Raw genomic sequence first — 15,598 nt, forward strand, 5'->3', positions numbered from 1 at the left:
GTGACCGATGGTACCTACGTTGACGTGGGGTTTTGTACGTTCAAATTTTTCTTTAGACACGGCTAAAATCCTTCATTTCAAAAGGGGGCCAGCCTGTTGGCCGGCCCTTTTCGCTAAGTGTTACTCGCCGGATTTGCGAGCTTCGATAACGTCTTTGGCGATGTTGGTCGGGCACTCTTGGTACTTCAGGAACTCCATGGAGTAAGAAGCACGGCCTTGAGTGGCAGAACGCAGGTCGGTAGCGTAGCCGAACATTTCGGACAGCGGTACCTGGCCACGGACGATCTTGCCGGACGGGCCGTCATCCATGCCTTCGATCAGACCACGACGACGGTTAATGTCGCCGATCACATCACCCATGTTTTCCTCGGGCGTCTCTACTTCCACCTTCATGATGGGCTCGAGCAGCACGGGGTTGGCTTTCATAAAGCCGGACTTGAAGCCCATAGAGGCAGCGATTTTAAACGCCATCTCGTTGGAGTCCACGTCGTGGTAGGAACCGTCGTACAGGGTAACGCGCATGTCTTCGATGGGGAAACCGGCCAGTACGCCGTTCTTCATCTGCTCTTGGATACCCTTGTCAACCGCAGGGATGTATTCCTTGGGAACCACACCACCGACGATAGCGTTGACGAATTCGTAGCCTTTGCCTTCTTCGACAGGCTCCATACGCAGCCAAACGTGACCGAACTGACCACGACCACCGGACTGACGTACGAACTTACCTTCGACTTCAACGCTGTTACGGATGGTTTCACGGTAGGAAACCTGAGGCTTACCTACGTTGGCTTCAACCTTGAATTCACGCTTCATACGGTCAACGAGAATTTCCAGGTGCAGCTCACCCATACCGGCGATGATGGTTTGGCCAGACTCTTCGTCGGTCCAAACGCGGAAGGAGGGATCTTCCTTGGCCAGACGGCCCAGGGCCAGACCCATCTTCTCTTGGTCAGACTTGGTCTTCGGCTCAACGGCTACGGAGATTACCGGCTCGGGGAATTCCATGCGCTCGAGGATGATAGGATCAGCTTCGGTACACAGGGTTTCACCGGTGGTAACGTCTTTCAGGCCGATGGCGGCGGCGATGTCGCCGGCACGAACTTCGCTGATCTCGTCACGCTTGTTGGCGTGCATCTGAACGATACGGCCGATACGCTCGCGCTTATCTTTGGTGGCGTTCAGTACGGAGTCACCGGAGTTAACCACACCGGAGTACACGCGGAAGAAGGTCAGAGAACCAACGAAGGGGTCGGTAGCAATCTTGAACGCCAGAGCCGCGAAGGGCTCGTCGTCGCTGGATTTACGTACAGCCACTTCACCGTTGGGCAGTTCACCTTTGATCGGCGGAACGTCGGTCGGGGCAGGCAGGAACTCGATAACGGCGTCAAGCATGGCCTGAACACCCTTGTTCTTGAACGCAGAACCCAGGGTACAAAGGATGATGTCAGTGCTCAGTACGCGTGCGCGCAGACCGGCCTTGATTTCCTCTTCGGACAGCTCTTCGCCGCCGAGGTACTTTTCCATCAGCTCTTCGTTGGCTTCAGCAGCAGCTTCCACCATGTTCATGCGCCATTCTTCGGCCAGATCCTGCATGTCGGCAGGGATATCTTCGTAGGTGAAGGTGGTGCCCATATCATCTTCAGACCAGTTGATGGCCTTCATCTTGATAAGGTCGATAACACCCTTGAAGTTTTCCTCAGCGCCGATAGGCAGCTGGATCGGAACCGGATTGGCTTTCAGGCGGGTTTTGATCTGGTCAACAACGCGCAGGAAGTTGGCACCGGTACGGTCCATCTTGTTGACGAAGGCGATACGGGGTACATGGTACTTGTTCGCCTGACGCCATACGGTCTCGGACTGGGGCTGAACGCCGCCCACAGCGCAGTAAACCATGACGGCACCGTCCAGAACACGCATAGAACGCTCTACCTCGATGGTAAAGTCAACGTGTCCGGGAGTGTCGATGATGTTGATGCGGTGCTCAGGGAACTGCTTACCCATGCCGCTCCAGAAAGCGGTGGTAGCAGCGGAGGTGATGGTAATACCACGCTCCTGCTCCTGTTCCATCCAGTCCATGGTGGCAGCGCCATCATGTACTTCACCGATCTTGTGAGAAACACCGGTATAGAACAGGACCCGCTCAGTGGTGGTCGTTTTACCTGCATCAATGTGAGCACTGATACCGATGTTACGGTAGCGCTCGATAGGTGTTTTGCGAGCCACGATAGCTTTCCTCTAATTAAGAAACCTATGGCGATGCTATTAAGTATGCGGCCCCCAGCGGAGGCCGCAACAGCATTACCAGCGGTAGTGAGCGAATGCTTTGTTCGCTTCTGCCATGCGATGCACGTCTTCGCGCTTCTTAACGGCAGAACCTTTGTTCTCGGCAGCGTCCAGCAGTTCGCCGGCCAGACGGGCAGCCATGGATTTTTCACCGCGCTTGCGGGCAGCATCTACCAGCCAGCGCATAGCCAGGGTGTTGCGACGCACGGGGCGCACTTCAACAGGCACCTGGTAGGTGGAACCACCCACACGGCGGGACTTAACCTCGACCGCAGGACGGACGTTGTCCAGGGCGGTTTCGAACAGTTCCAGGTGCTCTTTACCGGTTTTCTCGTTCATGATGTCCAGGGCACCGTAAACGATCTTCTCGGCAGTAGATTTCTTACCGTCAACCATTACTACGTTGACAAATTTGGCAATGATCTCAGATCCGAACTTGGGATCGGGCAGGATCTTGCGTTGACCAATCACGCGACGTCTTGGCATGACTCAATTCTCCGTGTGCTTCAGGGGTTACCCAAAACCTAATTAATGAATGCTTAGCTTGGCCTTACTTAACGGAGAACCATTAAGACTTGGGCCGCTTGGCGCCGTATTTGGAACGGGCTTGCTTACGATCTTTAACGCCAGCACAGTCGAGGGTGCCGCGTACGGTGTGATAGCGCACACCGGGCAGGTCTTTTACACGACCGCCACGGATCAGAACAACGGAGTGTTCCTGCAGGTTGTGGCCTTCACCACCGATGTAGGAAGTCACTTCGAAGCCGTTAGTCAGACGCACACGGCAAACTTTACGCAGTGCGGAGTTAGGCTTCTTAGGGGTGGTGGTGTACACGCGGGTGCATACGCCACGCTTTTGGGGGCAGGCTTCCAGCGCAGGAACGTTGCTCTTAGCAACTTTCTTTACGCGGGGCTTGCGCACCAGCTGGTTAATTGTAGCCATTAGCTTGCTACTCCTGGTTAGATGCTTTTTTCAACGGTGAAAAATCGCCCTATAGAGGGCCGCGGCATTCTAATTGCCGCTCAAAAAAGTGTCAAGACAACAAAGGCCGCCCACTATGGGGACGGCCTGTGACGTTGTCATGACAACTTTTTATTCGTCGCCACCCAGATCTGCGTTCAGCAGGTCGGTCAGCGCCTTCTCGGCATCATCGGCAGTCATCTGCGGCTCGGCAACAACGGCACCTTTGTTCCGTTGACGGTTGCGCTCCTGGTGATAGGAGTAACCGGTACCGGCCGGGATCAGACGGCCCACAATGACGTTTTCTTTCAGGCCACGCAGGTCGTCAGCCTTACCGGATACCGCCGCTTCGGTCAGAACGCGGGTGGTTTCCTGGAAGGAGGCGGCCGAGATAAAGGACTCGGTTGCCAGAGACGCCTTGGTGATACCCAGCAGCTGACGCTCGAAAGAGGCAGCTTGCTTGCCAGCATTCTCCAGATCGCGGTTGGCGATCTTGACGCGGGCTACTTCCACGGTTTCGCCTTCCAGGAACTCAGAGTCACCCGGAACAGTGATGGTGCACTTACGCAGCATCTGGCGAACGATGGTTTCGATGTGCTTGTCGTTAATCTTAACGCCCTGCAGACGGTAAACGTCTTGCACTTCGTTAACGATGTAACGGGCTACGGCTTCGATGCCACGCAGGCGCAGGATATCCTGAGGTGCTTCAGGGCCGTCGGCAATAACTTCACCGCGCTGAACCTGTTCACCTTCGAAGACGTTGAGCTGACGCCACTTGGGAATCATCTCTTCGTAGGCATTACCTTCGGCCGGGGTGATCACCAGACGACGCTTGCCCTTGGTCTCCTTACCGAAGGAGATGGTACCTGTGATCTCGGCCAGGATTGCCGGCTCTTTCGGGCGGCGGGCTTCGAACAGGTCGGCAACGCGGGGCAGACCACCGGTGATGTCACGGGTCTTGGAGGTTTCCTGCGGGATACGCGCCAGGGCGTCACCCACATTCACCTCTACACCGTCATCGAGGTTAACGATGGCGTTACCGGGCAGGAAGTACTGGGCCGGAATGTCGGTACCAGCGATGTTCACGTCCTTGCCCTTCTCGTCCACCAGTTTCACCATGGGGCGCATCTCTTTGCCCGCAGTAGGACGCTGAGAAGGTTCCAGGATAACGATGCTGGACAGACCGGTCAGTTCGTCGGTCTGACGGCTCATGGTCACGCCTTCGAGCATGTCCACGAAACGGATCTGACCTTTTACCTCGGTGATGATCGGGTGGGTGTGGGGGTCCCAGTTGGCAACGATGTCGCCAGCGTTGACCGCTTCACCGTCCTGCTTGGTCAGCACGGCACCGTAGGGCAGCTTGTAGCGCTCACGCTCACGGCCATTCTCGTCGGTCACGGTCAGCTCGGTGGAGCGAGAGGTGATAACGATCTTACCGTCGCTGTTCACAACGAACTTGGCGTTGTGCAGCTTCAGGGAGCCGGTGTTCTTGACCTGTACGGAGTTTTCCGCAGTAGCCCGGGATGCGGCACCACCGATGTGGAAGGTACGCATGGTCAGCTGGGTACCGGGTTCACCGATAGACTGGGCCGCGATAACACCGATGGCTTCACCGCCATTGATGATGTGGCCACGGGCCAGGTCACGGCCGTAACAGTGGGCACAGACGCCGAAGTCGGTGTCACAGGTGATGACGGAACGTACTTTCACCTGGTCAACAGAGTTGGCTTCCAGCACGTCAACCTTGGCTTCGTCCAGCAGGGTGTTGCGGGGCATCAGCACTTCGTCGGTGCCAGGCAGCATGACGTCTTCACAGACGACACGGCCCAGTACGCGCTCGCGCAGCGGCTCAACAACGTCACCACCTTCGATCAGCGGCGTCATCCACAGACCTTCGAGGGTGCCACAGTCGGATTCGGTGATGACCAGATCCTGGGCCACGTCTACCAGACGACGAGTCAGGTAACCGGAGTTGGCGGTCTTAAGTGCGGTATCCGCCAGACCTTTACGAGCACCGTGGGTGGAGATGAAGTACTGCAGTACGTTCAGACCTTCACGGAAGTTCGCAGTGATGGGGGTCTCGATGATGGAGCCATCGGGCTTGGCCATCAGGCCCCGCATACCGGCCAACTGACGGATCTGAGCCGCACTACCCCGGGCGCCGGAGTCCGCCATCATGTAGATGGAGTTGAAGGACGCCTGGGTTTCCATTTCACCGTCGCGGTTCTCTACTTCTTCGGTAGAGAGGTTACTCATCATCGCCTTGGACACGCGCTCGTTGGCGGTGGACCAGATGTCGATAACTTTGTTGTAACGCTCACCGGCGGTTACCAGACCAGAGGAGAACTGCTCCTGGATCTCGGCAACTTCGGCTTCCGCCTCGGCGATGATGGTGGCCTTGGCGTCGGGGATGACCATGTCATCGATACCGACGGAGGCACCGGCCAGGGTGGCGTAATGGAAACCGGTATACATCAGCTGGTCAGCGAAAATAACGGAATCTTTCAGACCCAGGCGACGGTAACAGGCGTTCAGCAGACGAGAGATCTGCTTTTTACCCATGTTCTGGTTGATCAGCTCAAAGGGCATACCCTTGGGCAGGATCAAGCTCAGAATGGCACGGCCAACAGTGGTGTCGGTCAGCTTGATGTTTTCGGCGTAGTCACCGCTCTCGGTCTCTTCCCAGTGGGAGATACGGACCTTGACACGAGCATGCAGGTCGGCCAGGCCAGCGCGATAGACTTTCTCGGCTTCCTTGGGACCACGCAGCACCATGCCTTCACCTTTGGCATTGATGCGCTCACGGCTCATGTAATAGAGGCCCAGTACAACGTCCTGAGAGGGAACGATGATAGGTTCACCGTTGGCCGGGGACAGGATGTTGTTGGTGGACATCATCAGCGCACGGGCTTCGAGCTGAGCTTCCAGGGTCAGCGGTACGTGGACCGCCATCTGGTCACCGTCGAAGTCGGCGTTGTACGCGGCACAGACCAGCGGGTGCAGTTGAATGGCTTTACCTTCAATCAGCACGGGCTCGAACGCCTGGATACCCAGACGGTGCAGGGTCGGTGCACGGTTCAGCAGCACGGGGTGTTCGCGGATCACTTCATCCAGAACGTCCCACACCTCAGCCACTTCACGCTCAACCATTTTCTTGGCGGCTTTGATGGTGGTGGCGAGGCCTCTGGCTTCCAGCTTGCCGTAGATGAAGGGCTTGAACAGCTCAAGGGCCATCTTCTTGGGCAGACCGCACTGATGCAGGCGCAGGGTGGGGCCTACAGTGATAACGGAACGACCAGAGTAGTCGACACGTTTACCCAGCAGGTTCTGACGGAAACGACCTTGCTTACCCTTGATCATGTCGGCCAAGGATTTCAGCGGGCGGCGGTTGGAGCCGGTGATGGCACGGCCACGACGGCCGTTATCCAGCAGGGCGTCTACCGCTTCTTGCAGCATCCGCTTTTCGTTGCGCACGATGATATCGGGCGCAGCCAAGTCCAGCAGGCGCTTGAGACGGTTGTTACGGTTGATCACGCGGCGGTACAGATCGTTCAGATCGGAGGTCGCGAAACGGCCACCGTCCAGGGGTACCAGCGGACGCAGGTCCGGCGGCAGCACCGGCAGCACGGCCATGATCATCCATTCCGGCTTGTTGCCGGACTTGAAGAAGGCTTCCATCAGCTTCAGACGCTTGGTCACTTTCTTGCGACGGGTCTCGGAGTTGATGGAGGGCAGCTCTTCACGCATCTGATCGATTTCTTTCTCGAGCTCGATACGCTTGAGGAGTTCCTGCACGGCTTCGGCACCCATGCGGGCGTCGAATTCGTCGCCCCACTGCTCGAGGGCATCCAGATACTGATCTTCGGTCAGCATGGCGCCTTTTTCGAGGTTGGTCATGCCCGGCTCGATAACCACGTAGCTTTCGAAATAAAGCACGCGCTCGATATCACGCAGGGTCATGTCCAGCAGCAGGCCGATCCGGGACGGCAGGGACTTGAGGAACCAGATGTGGGCAACGGGGCTGGCCAGCTCGATGTGACCCATGCGCTCACGGCGCACCTTGGTCAGAGTGACTTCAACACCACATTTTTCACAGATAACACCACGGTGCTTAAGGCGCTTGTACTTGCCGCACAGACACTCGTAGTCCTTCACCGGGCCGAAAATACGGGCACAGAAAAGGCCGTCACGCTCCGGCTTGAAGGTACGGTAGTTGATGGTCTCCGGCTTTTTCACTTCGCCGTAGGACCAGGAGCGAATCATGTCAGGAGAAGCAAGACCGATGCGGATGGCATCGAACTCTTCGGTCTTGTTCTGCTGTTTCAAAAACTTGAGTAAGTCTTTCACGCTTTTCTCCTATCGGAGTTAAACCCTGCGGGGCGGCAGCAAGCCACCGCCCCAAAACCTCGATTCACTTCGGCCTTGCGGCTTACTCTTCGTCCAGCTCGATGTTGATACCCAAAGAGCGGATTTCCTTCAGCAGTACGTTGAAGGACTCGGGCATGCCCGGCTCCATGGAGTAGTCGCCATCCACGATGTTTTTGTACATCTTGGTACGGCCGTTCACATCGTCCGACTTGACGGTGAGCATTTCCTGCAGGGTGTAGGCGGCGCCGTAGGCTTCCAGAGCCCAGACTTCCATCTCCCCGAACCGCTGACCACCGAACTGGGCCTTACCACCCAGCGGTTGCTGGGTAACCAGGCTGTAAGAGCCGGTGGAACGGGCGTGCATCTTGTCGTCAACCAAGTGGTTGAGCTTGAGCATGTACATGTAACCGACGGTTACCGCGCGCTCGAACTCGTTACCGGTACGGCCATCGTGCAGCTTGATCTGACCAGAACGGGGCAGACCGGCCAATTCCAGCATGTCTTTGATGGTGGCTTCGGCACAGCCATCAAAAGCCGGAGTAGCAATCGGCACACCACCTTTAAGGTGCTTGGCCAGGCGGATCACTTCGTCATCGCTGAAGCCGTCGATGTCCACTTCCTGACGGTAGTTGCCCAGGGCATATACCTTTTTCAGGAATTCGCGCAGTTCGGCAATCTCACGCTGCTCTTGGAGCATCTCGTTGATGCGCTCACCGACGCCCTTGGCAGCCATACCCAGGTGGGTTTCGAGGATCTGACCGATGTTCATACGAGACGGTACGCCCAGCGGGTTGAGCACCAGGTCGACCGGGTTGCCGTTCTCGTCGTAAGGCATGTCTTCCACGGGCACGATGGTGGAGATAACACCTTTGTTACCGTGGCGACCGGCCATCTTGTCACCGGGCTGTACGCGGCGTTTAACGGCCAGGTAAACCTTGACGATCTTCAGCACGCCAGGAGCCAGGTCATCCCCTTGGATGATCTTGGCGCGCTTGGCTTCGAACTTCTTATCGAAGTCGGCTTTGATCTCGATGAGCTGCTCGGCGATCTTCTCCAGCTCAATCTGCTTGGCTTCGTCGTCGATGGACTGTTCCAGCACCTTGGCTTTTTCGAGCTTGGCCAGCTTGGCTTCGTCGTAACCGGCAGACAGCAGCAGGTTCCTGGCACGGTCGTAGATACCGGCTTCGAGGATCTGGAACTCTTCGGTCAGGTCTTTCTTGGCCTGCTTGAGTTGCATCTCTTCGATTTCAAGAGCGCGCTTGTCTTTCTCTACGCCATCACGGGTAAAGACCTGTACGTCGATAACGGTACCGTAGGTGGAACCGGGCACACGCAGGGAGGTGTCCTTAACGTCGGAGGCCTTCTCACCGAAGATGGCGCGCAGCAGTTTCTCTTCCGGGGTCAGCTGGGTTTCACCTTTGGGGGTGACCTTACCGACCAGGATGTCGCCAGGCTTCACTTCGGCACCGATGTAGACGATACCGGACTCATCCAGTTTGGAGAGGGCAGACTCACCGACGTTGGGGATATCGGCGGTGATTTCTTCCGGCCCCAGCTTGGTGTCACGCGCCACACAGGACAGTTCCTGAATGTGGATGGTGGTGAAGCGATCTTCCTGCACCACGCGCTCGGAGATGAGGATGGAGTCCTCGAAGTTGTAACCGTTCCAGGGCATGAACGCGACGCGCATGTTCTGGCCCAGAGCCAGGTCGCCCAGGTCGGTGGACGGGCCGTCAGCCAGCACGTCGCCACGAACGATGGGGTCACCTACGCTACACACCGGCTTCTGGTTGATGCAGGTGTTTTGGTTGGAACGGGTGTACTTGATCAGGTTGTAGATGTCGATACCGGCTTCGCCAGGCAGCATTTCATCTTCATTGACCTTGACCACAATGCGGGAAGCATCGGCGTAGTCGATGGTGCCGCCACGCTTGGCCACCACACAGACGCCGGAGTCCACCGCCACGGTGCGCTCCATACCGGTACCAACCAGCGGCTTGTCAGCTCGAAGGGTCGGAACGGCCTGACGTTGCATGTTCGAACCCATCAGGGCCCGGTTGGCGTCATCGTGTTCAAGGAAGGGGATCAGAGACGCCGCAACGGAGACGATCTGCTGAGGACTTACGTCCATCAGCTGGATGTCGCTGGCGTTCATGTAGGTTGATTCACCCTTGTGACGGCAAGGTACCAGCTCGTCCAGCAGGCGGTTGTTTTCGTCTACGGAAGCGTTGGCCTGGGCCACCACGTACTGACCTTCTTCGATTGCAGACAGGTACTCGACATCGTCGGTCACCTGGCCGTCCACCACCTTACGATACGGGGTTTCGAGGAAACCGTACTCGTTGGTGCGGGCAAAGCAGGACAGGGAGTTGATCAGACCGATGTTCGGACCTTCAGGGGTTTCGATGGGGCACAGACGACCGTAGTGGGTCGGGTGTACGTCACGAACCTCAAAGCCGGCACGCTCACGGGTCAAACCGCCCGGGCCCAGGGCCGAAATACGGCGCTTGTGGGTAACCTCGGACAGGGGGTTGTTCTGGTCCATGAACTGGGACAGCTGGCTGGAACCGAAGAACTCTTTAACGGCCGCACTAATGGGCTTGGCGTTAATCAGGTCTTGCGGCATCAAGCCGTCCATGTCGCCCAGGGACAGACGCTCGCGCACGGCACGCTCTACGCGTACCAGGCCAACGCGGAACTGGTTCTCGGCCATCTCGCCCACGGAGCGGATGCGACGGTTGCCCAGGTGGTCGATGTCGTCCACTTCACCGCGACCGTTACGGATCTCGATGAGGGTCTTCATGACATCGATGATGTCCTGGTTGTCCAGTACGCCAGCGCCTTCGATGCTGTCGCGGCCCACACGGCGGTTGAACTTCATCCGGCCAACGGTGGACAGGTCATAACGCTCTTCGGAGAAGAAGAGGTTATTGAACAGGGCTTCGGCGGCTTCGCGGGTCGGCGGCTCACCGGGACGCATCATGCGGTAGATCTCGACCAGGGCCTCGAGGCGGCTGCCGGTGGAGTCAACACGCAGGGTCTCGGACATGTAGGCGCCGTGATCCAGGTCGTTGAAGTACAAAGTCTCAATGGCTTTGTAACCGGCCTGGGACAGCTTGGCCATCAGGTCCAGGGACAGTTCCTGGTTGGCAACAGCAATGACTTCACCGGTGGACTCGTCAACATAGTCCCTGGACAGTACCTTGCCGACGATGTAATCGGTGGGCACTTCCAGCTTGTCCATGCCGTCTTTTTCCATCTGGCGAACGTGACGGGCAGTCACGCGGCGGCCTTTTTCGACCAGCACTTCGCCATCGACGCCTTTGATGTCAAAGGTAGCAGTGTCGCCACGCAGGCGATCCGGTACCAGGGTCATCATCAACTTGTCTTTCTTGATCTCGAAGGTCACCTTCTCGAAGAACAGATCAAGAATTTCCTCGGTGCTGTAATCCAAGGCACGCAGGATGATGGACGCCGGCAATTTGCGGCGACGGTCGATACGGACAAAGAGGTTATCTTTGGGATCGAACTCGAAATCCAGCCAGGACCCGCGATAGGGGATGATGCGAGCGTTGTAGAGGACCTTACCGGAGGAGTGGGTCTTACCACGGTCGTGATCAAAGAACACGCCAGGAGAACGGTGCAGCTGAGACACGATAACGCGCTCGGTACCGTTGATCACAAAGGTACCGTTGTCGGTCATCAGGGGGATTTCACCCATGTAGACTTCTTGCTCACGGATATCCTTGACGGTGCCGGGAGCGGCTTCCTTGTCAAACAGCACCAGGCGCAGTTTTACGCGCAGCGGGGCCGCATAGGTGACGCCACGGATCTGGCATTCTTGCACGTCAAAGACGGGCTCACCCAGACGGTAGCTTACATATTGGAGCTCGGCATTGCCGGAATAGCTCTTGATCGGGAAGACGGAACGGAAAGCGGCTTCCAGGCCGTTCTGACCGTCAGGGTCCATCTCGATGAACTTAGTAAAAGAGTCCAACTGGATGGAAAGCAGGAAAGGCACGTCCAATACTTGTGAACGTTTACCGAAATCCTTACGAATGCGTTTTTTCTCTGTGTAAGAGTACACCATGGGGTTCCTCAGCTCGCGAAAGTGTGACCCACTAATGTCCGACAGGACAGTCTCAGCGCAACGCCGTTTTGTCGTCGGCAGCCTGGGTGACCACAGGCCGCCGGAATAGGCAAAATAAACGACGCGAAACTTTGCCTATTCCTACAGCGCGAAAAGGCCGGTGGCTCGACGCCACCAGCCTTTGCTCCCGAGGGAGCCTAACCTAGAGTCTAGGTTATTTGATCTCAACAGAAGCACCGGCTTCTTCGAGTTCTTTCTTGAGCGCTTCGGCTTCGCCTTTGGAGATAGCTTCTTTGATGACAGCAGGAGCAGACTCAACCAGGTCTTTGGCTTCTTTCAGGCCCAGACCGGTAGCGCCACGTACAGCTTTGATGGCGGCAACTTTGTTCGCACCGGCAGCGGTCAGAACAACGTTGAACTCAGTTTGCTCTTCGACGGCAGCAGCAGCGTCGCCAGCAACGGCAACAGCGGCAGCGGCGGAAACGCCGAATTTCTCTTCCATGGCTTCAACCAGCTCAACCACTTCCATTACGGACATGGCGGCTACGGCTTCAAGGATTTGATCTTTAGTTACGGACATGACTCAAGTTCCTAATTACTGAAGTATGCGATATAGCCAAGCAGCCCTTAGGCAGCTTCGGCTTCTTTCTTCTCGCGCAGTGCGGCCAGGGTACGAACCAGCTTGCCAGCGGCGGCTTCTTTCATAGTCGCCATCAGCTTCGCCAGAGCTTCTTCGTAGGTCGGCAGTTTTGCGAGACGGTCAATTTGGGCTGCAGGGATAAATTCCCCGTTAAAGGCAGCACCTTTTACCTCGAACTTGTCGTTCTCTTTGGCGAAGTCTTTGAACAGACGCGCCGCAGCACCGGGGTGCTCGTTAGAGAAAGCGATCAGGGTCGGGCCGACGAAGACGTCAGACAGTACCGCGTAGTCGGTACCTTCTACAGCGCGACGCGCGAGGGTGTTACGAACAACCTTCACGAAAATGCCCTGAGAACGGGCAGTCGCACGCAGCTGAGTCATCGCCGCTACAGTTACGCCGCGAGAATCGGCTACAACTGCAGAAAGCGCACCTTTGGCAGCTTCGTTGACTTCAGCAACAATTGCTTTTTTGTCGTCGAGTCTTAATGCCATTGGCTTAACTCCTGGATTTCACCGGTCGAACCGGTAGTTACACATGCCCAGGGAGTCCCTGGACAACCTCACGGTGACAGCATCCAAGAGAGAAAATCTCTTAGGGCCTGCACCGTCTGCGTAGGAATGTTTAAGCCTTGCGGCTCCTACGGTCTTGGACGAACGCCCCTAAAGGGGGCTCGACCCATGCGAAAGCGCCAGATGTTAACACATGCTGACGCTTTCGCCAATCTCTCTCAAAGCGGCCTTGGATTATTGAACGTCCAGGCTGCTTTGATCGATAGAAACACCAGCGCCCATGGTGGTGGACAGGCTGACTTTCTTGATGAATTGACCTTTGGAAGTAGCGGGTTTCGCTTTCTTCAGGGCAACCAGCAGGGACTCAAGGTTTTCCTTGAGCTTGCCTTCTTCGAAATCAACCTTACCGATGGTGGTGTGGATGATACCGTTCTTGTCGTTACGGTAGCGCACCTGACCGGCCTTGGCGTTCTTAACAGCTTCGGCAACGTTAGGGGTTACAGTACCAACTTTGGGGTTCGGCATCAGGCCACGGGGACCCAGGATCTGGCCCAGCATACCCACAACGCGCATGGCGTCGGGGGAAGCGATAACCACATCGAAGTCCATTTGACCGGCTTTAACCTGCTCGGCCAGATCTTCCATACCAACGATGTCAGCACCGGCAGCCTTGGCGGCTTCGGCGTTGGCACCCTGGGTGAAGACGGCTACGCGAACGCTACGGCCAGTACCGTTGGGCAGCACGGTGGCGCCACGTACGTTCTGGTCGGATTTACGCGCATCGATGCCCAGGTTAACGGCAACGTCGACGCTTTCAACGAATTTGGCGGTAGCCAGCTCTTTGAGCAGGGCGACAGCTTCGCTGATGGAGTAATCTTTGGTGGCGTTGACTTTCTCACGGATGAGACGCATACGCTTGGTCAGCTTAGCCATGTATTAGTCCTCCACTACCAGGCCCATGGAACGGGCAGAGCCGGCGATGGTACGCACGGCGGCGTCCATGTCAGCAGCGGTCAGATCCGGCTCTTTGAGCTTGGCAATTTCTTCCAGCTGAGCACGGGTAACCTTACCCACTTTATCAACGTGCGGCTTTTTGGAACCGCTCTTGATACCGGCAGCCTTCTTCAGCAGGAAGCTGGCGGGCGGGGTTTTGGTGATGAAAGTGAAGGAGCGGTCGCTGTAAACAGTGATGACCACAGGCAGCGGCATGCCTTTTTCCAGGGATTCGGTACGGGCGTTGAACGCCTTACAGAATTCCATGATGTTCACGCCGTGCTGACCCAGAGCAGGACCGATCGGCGGGCTGGGGTTAGCCATACCAGCTGCAACCTGCAGCTTGATATAGGCCGTTACTTTCTTAGCCATGATTTACCTCATTATTTGGGTTCTAGCGCCTCGAAAGAGGCTCCCCTTTGGGGTCCCTAAAGAAATTAGGGCAGCGAATTCTACTGAATCTCGCTGCCCCTGCCAAGCAAATTGCCGATTTTTCGTGCGTCAGCCTTTCTCGACCTGGCTGAAGTCCAGCTCCACCGGAGTGGACCGGCCGAAGATCATGACGGAGACCTTCAGGCGGCTCTTCTCGTAATCCACTTCCTCGACCACACCGTTGAAGTCGGCAAAGGGACCGTCGTTGACGCGCACCACTTCGCCCGGCTCGAACAGGGTTTTGTGACGCGGCTTGTCCACGGCTTCCTGCAGGCGGTTGAGGATGGCGTCCGCTTCCTTGTCGGAAATGGGCGCCGGGCGGTCAGAAGTACCACCGATAAAGCCCATCACCCGGGGAATGGAACGCACCAGGTGCCAGGATTCGTCGTTCATCACCATGTGCACCAGCACATAACCGGGGAAGAACTTACGCTCGGACTTACGCTTTTGGCCGGCGCGCATTTCCACCACTTCTTCAGTGGGGACCAGCACGTCGCCGAAATACTCTTCCATGCCGTGCATCTTGATGTGCTCGCGCAGGGACTGGGCAACACGGGATTCGAAACCGGAGAAAGCCTGGACCACGTACCAGCGTTTTTTCTGTTCAGACATGGGTATCAGATCTCCAAACCAGTAAACCAGCCAATCACACGTACCAGGATACCGTCCATACCCCACAGCAGCAGGCCCATGATAGCGACGGCAGCCATGATGATCAGCGTAGTATGAACAGTCTCTTGGCGAGTGGGCCATACCACTTTACGCACTTCGGTCCGTGATTCCTTGGCGAAGGCCAGGGCTTCTTTACCCTTGCGGGTCAGGGTCGCCAGACCCAGGGCCGCAGCAAAGACGGCTACGCCGACCACGGCGCGCACCAGGTTGGTACTGTCTTTACCATAGAAATGGTTGACGGCTACCAAGCCAACCAGCAGGGCGGCAATCACTATCCAAACTACTACATCCAGAGCACCACTTTTGGGCTGCTGTTGATGTTCAGTATTTACATTCATTCTGACCAACCTAATCAACGTCCGTCGACACGAAAACCCCGCTATGCAGGGTCGTTCGGCAGTTGGCAGGGCAGGAGGGACTCGAACCCCCAACACCCGGTTTTGGAGACCGGTGCTCTACCAATTGAACTACTGCCCTATCCTAAAATTTGTGACCTCAGGGGGCGAGGTGCCGATACTAACAGAATGTGTACAACATTGCCCGTGGGATCTTCGCACAGGCCTTGCCTTTTCTGCCGGTATCAGAAAAACAGGGCGCCTAAGCGCCCTGTTCTTTGTCACCATCGCGATTAGGCGATGATTTTGGCAACT

General features: G+C 56.7%; 11 protein-coding genes and 1 tRNA gene. All 12 read right to left on the bottom strand.

What is annotated here, in order from left to right; all coding sequences use genetic code 11:
* Positions 1-120 precede the first annotated feature (120 nt).
* A complete protein-coding gene (gene fusA / locus B3C1_RS18715) occupies positions 121-2,223 on the bottom strand; it encodes an elongation factor G (protein WP_008486779.1) in 2,103 nt (700 codons plus the stop codon).
* A 75-nt stretch (positions 2,224-2,298) separates the two neighbouring features.
* On the bottom strand, positions 2,299-2,769 hold the full coding sequence (gene rpsG, locus B3C1_RS18720; protein ID WP_008486780.1) for a 30S ribosomal protein S7: 471 nt from the start codon (positions 2,767-2,769) through the stop codon (positions 2,299-2,301).
* A gap of 82 nt (positions 2,770-2,851) precedes the next feature.
* Positions 2,852-3,226 (bottom strand): 30S ribosomal protein S12, encoded by a 375-nt coding sequence (gene rpsL, locus B3C1_RS18725; protein ID WP_008486781.1) that lies wholly within the window; start codon positions 3,224-3,226, stop codon positions 2,852-2,854.
* Between the two features lie 150 nt (positions 3,227-3,376).
* Entirely contained in the window at positions 3,377-7,591 is a 4,215-nt protein-coding gene (gene rpoC / locus B3C1_RS18730) for a DNA-directed RNA polymerase subunit beta' (protein ID WP_008486782.1), read from the bottom strand.
* Between the two features lie 82 nt (positions 7,592-7,673).
* Positions 7,674-11,702: a DNA-directed RNA polymerase subunit beta gene (rpoB, locus tag B3C1_RS18735; RefSeq protein ID WP_008486783.1), complete on the bottom strand. Its 4,029-nt coding sequence runs from the start codon at positions 11,700-11,702 to the stop codon at positions 7,674-7,676.
* 214 nt (positions 11,703-11,916) lie between these two features.
* Positions 11,917-12,282, bottom strand: coding sequence for a 50S ribosomal protein L7/L12 (gene rplL / locus B3C1_RS18740; RefSeq protein WP_008486784.1), 366 nt, complete (start codon positions 12,280-12,282; stop codon positions 11,917-11,919).
* A gap of 47 nt (positions 12,283-12,329) precedes the next feature.
* Positions 12,330-12,833 (bottom strand): 50S ribosomal protein L10, encoded by a 504-nt coding sequence (gene rplJ / locus B3C1_RS18745; protein WP_008486785.1) that lies wholly within the window; start codon positions 12,831-12,833, stop codon positions 12,330-12,332.
* Positions 12,834-13,085: 252 nt separating this feature from the next.
* A complete protein-coding gene (gene rplA / locus B3C1_RS18750; protein WP_008486786.1) occupies positions 13,086-13,784 on the bottom strand; it encodes a 50S ribosomal protein L1 in 699 nt (232 codons plus the stop codon).
* A gap of 3 nt (positions 13,785-13,787) precedes the next feature.
* Positions 13,788-14,216: a 50S ribosomal protein L11 gene (gene rplK, locus B3C1_RS18755; RefSeq protein ID WP_008486787.1), complete on the bottom strand. Its 429-nt coding sequence runs from the start codon at positions 14,214-14,216 to the stop codon at positions 13,788-13,790.
* 129 nt (positions 14,217-14,345) lie between these two features.
* Positions 14,346-14,888 (bottom strand): transcription termination/antitermination protein NusG, encoded by a 543-nt coding sequence (gene nusG, locus B3C1_RS18760; protein ID WP_008486788.1) that lies wholly within the window; start codon positions 14,886-14,888, stop codon positions 14,346-14,348.
* A 5-nt stretch (positions 14,889-14,893) separates the two neighbouring features.
* A complete protein-coding gene (gene secE, locus B3C1_RS18765) occupies positions 14,894-15,286 on the bottom strand; it encodes a preprotein translocase subunit SecE (RefSeq protein WP_008486789.1) in 393 nt (130 codons plus the stop codon).
* Positions 15,287-15,349: 63 nt separating this feature from the next.
* Positions 15,350-15,425: transfer RNA gene (locus B3C1_RS18770), tRNA-Trp, on the bottom strand.
* Positions 15,426-15,598 lie beyond the last annotated feature (173 nt).

It is taken from the genome of Gallaecimonas xiamenensis 3-C-1, from assembly GCF_000299915.1.
GTDB lineage: Bacteria > Pseudomonadota > Gammaproteobacteria > Enterobacterales > Gallaecimonadaceae > Gallaecimonas > Gallaecimonas xiamenensis.